This is a genomic window from Bacillus sp. JJ722, from assembly GCF_036963345.1.
Taxonomy (GTDB): domain Bacteria; phylum Bacillota; class Bacilli; order Bacillales; family DSM-1321; genus Bacillus_AD.
The window spans coordinates 1,293-3,760 of sequence record NZ_JBALMO010000396.1 but is presented as its reverse complement, the minus strand read 5'-3'; the positions used below and the strand labels follow the sequence as shown (position 1 = coordinate 3,760).

The 2,468-nt window shown below is 32.3% G+C and carries 2 protein-coding genes; one reads left to right on the top strand and one right to left on the bottom strand.

Annotated elements, in window-relative coordinates; translation table 11 throughout:
* The first annotated feature begins 201 nt into the window (after positions 1-201).
* A complete protein-coding gene (locus V7014_RS26695; RefSeq protein ID WP_335512080.1) occupies positions 202-591 on the top strand; it encodes a sporulation protein in 390 nt (129 codons plus the stop codon).
* 57 nt (positions 592-648) lie between these two features.
* Here the strand turns inward: V7014_RS26695 and V7014_RS26690 are convergent, their stop codons facing one another.
* Entirely contained in the window at positions 649-2,202 is a 1,554-nt protein-coding gene (locus tag V7014_RS26690; protein WP_335512078.1) for a class I adenylate-forming enzyme family protein, read from the bottom strand.
* Positions 2,203-2,468 lie beyond the last annotated feature (266 nt).

The window sequence follows — 2,468 nt, the reverse complement described above, 5'->3', positions numbered from 1 at the left end:
GAAATTAAATTAATTGGACGATGACCTTGGAAGGAAAATATTTATCTATATTGCTTTATTAGTAACGATGCAATTGTTTGTTATGAATACTTTGACTCTTGATCGTTGAAGTCAACCACGTAATATTAATTTACGTAATGATTATGAAGATATGATAAAGGGAGATTTTAATCATTGATATACATTTGGAGGGTAAAATAATTGTTTAAGAAATGTATGCATCTATTAAGAATTGGTTGTACAAATGTTGACTTAGTGTTAGATGCCTATGAGTATAAATCTGGAGAAATGGTAACTGGTTATTTTAAATTGACCGGAGGGAAACTGAATCAGAAGATTAAAAGACTTGAATGTGATTTGGTAGTAAAGGATACAAAAACAAAAAAGAAGCAAAGTATTGAATCAGCTACGACAATTTTGATGACAAAGACTCTTGAGTCTGCTGAGAGAACTGAAATACCATTTAAATATCTAATTCCTCACGATTTACAATCAACTTCATCTGAAATTGTGTATTATTTTCAAACAAAAATAATTTTTCACGATAATTTAACAGAGCTGGATTATGATGAAATCAAAATTTGCAGTTAATTAGTACATTACAAAAAGCGTCCAAAAAAGTTGGACGCTTTTTAAATATATGAAAATTTATTGTATATCAATAGTTAAATATTGTTCTTTAAGTTTTCGTTTTAGTATTTTTCCTACCCCAGATCGTGGTAGTTGTTCTAGAAAAACAACTCGTTTAGGTGTTTTATATTTTGCTAATTTTTGCTGGCTAAATAGGATGATCTCTTCTTCGGAAACCTGAGTGTTTGGTTTCTTTATAACACAAGCAATAATTTCTTCACCAATTCTTTCATCAGCTATTCCTATAACGGCTACCTCTGATACAGCTTCATGTGAAGAAATTATTTCTTCAACATCTCTTGGATAAATATTAAACCCCCCGCGAATAATCATATCGTTCTTCCGGTCAACAATGAATAAGTAGCCATCTTCATCCATTTTCACCAAATCACCTGTGTATAGCCATCCATCTTTAATAGCCTTTCTCGTTTCTTCTTCTAATCCGTAATAACCAGGGCTAATACTGTCCCCTTTTACTATTAATTCACCAATATGTCCTTGTTCGACATCATTATCATGTATATCAACAATCCTTACTTTAATATTAGGCAGAGGTATACCGACAGAACCGGGTTTTACCTTCATTCCTTCTCGATGACTGGAGACTGCGGGAGCAGCCTCTGACAGACCATATCCTTCAAAGATACGCGCATTAAATTTCTCATTAAATGCTTTTATTAATGTTACAGGTAAGGGGGCTGAACCACTGACTACTGATTCTAAACTAGATAGATTATATTTTTTAGTGTTAGGAGAAGAGACCATAGCGTGAATCATAGCTGGTACAACTGAGAAGTTTTTAACTTTGTATTCTTCGATACATTGAAAAATTTTATCTACGTCAAATTTTGAGAAAATGACGACAGAACTACCAAGTAGCATACTAGAGTTCATCGATGAAAATCCATATACATGAGCTAAAGGAAGTATTCCGATAGTCGTCCTCTTATTCAAATCTCCTCGTTCTACAGCAAGATCATATGCAACTTTAGCGTTGCTAAAGAGATTTTTATGAGTTAACATAACTCCTTTTGGCTTTCCAGTTGTACCAGATGTATAAAGAATAACAGCGATGTCGTTTTCAGAGGCAACTTCTAACATCTCTTGTTCTACTCTCAAAGACGAAATAGCTTCATACAATTCGATTATTTCATAGTCTTTGTACTTTTCTTTGTTTGGTAGCTGATCAACAACTATAAATTTTGGTTGGAAGGATAGGTTTTGTGCAGCTTCAATCATATTTGGAAGATATTGAGCGGATGTTATGATAGCTTTAGCTTTAGAATCATTGAGAATATAGTAAACTTCACTTGGATGGAGCAAAAACATGACTGGAATGACAATACTACGAGAACGTAAAATACCTTGATAGGAAAAAATCACTTCCGGACAATTAGGAATGGATACGAGAACTCGTTCACCATCATGAATACCATGATTTCTCAATAGAATAGATATTTTCTTAGCTATGGTTTCGACCTCATGATTTGAGTAACTTTTATTTTCGAAGTAAAGAAATGGATACTCACCGTATTTTTCCTTTGAGTGATCTAGTAAATTAGTTAAAAGCATAATCATCCTCCTTAATAATTGAAAGCGTTTACATATATTTATAGTAAAGATAGCATAATGTACGATTCTTTAAAGTAAATATATTTGTATATACATAGGATGATTCATAGAACATTCAAATAAATAGGTGGGCCTTGAGGAATCATTTCATTCAAATAGAGATGGTATGTAAAATAATGGTTGATTTATGATATATCAAAAAGATAGATAATACCAGTGTTCAATTGTCCTAATTATATAGGCTCATTATTCTGATTAAGATTTGC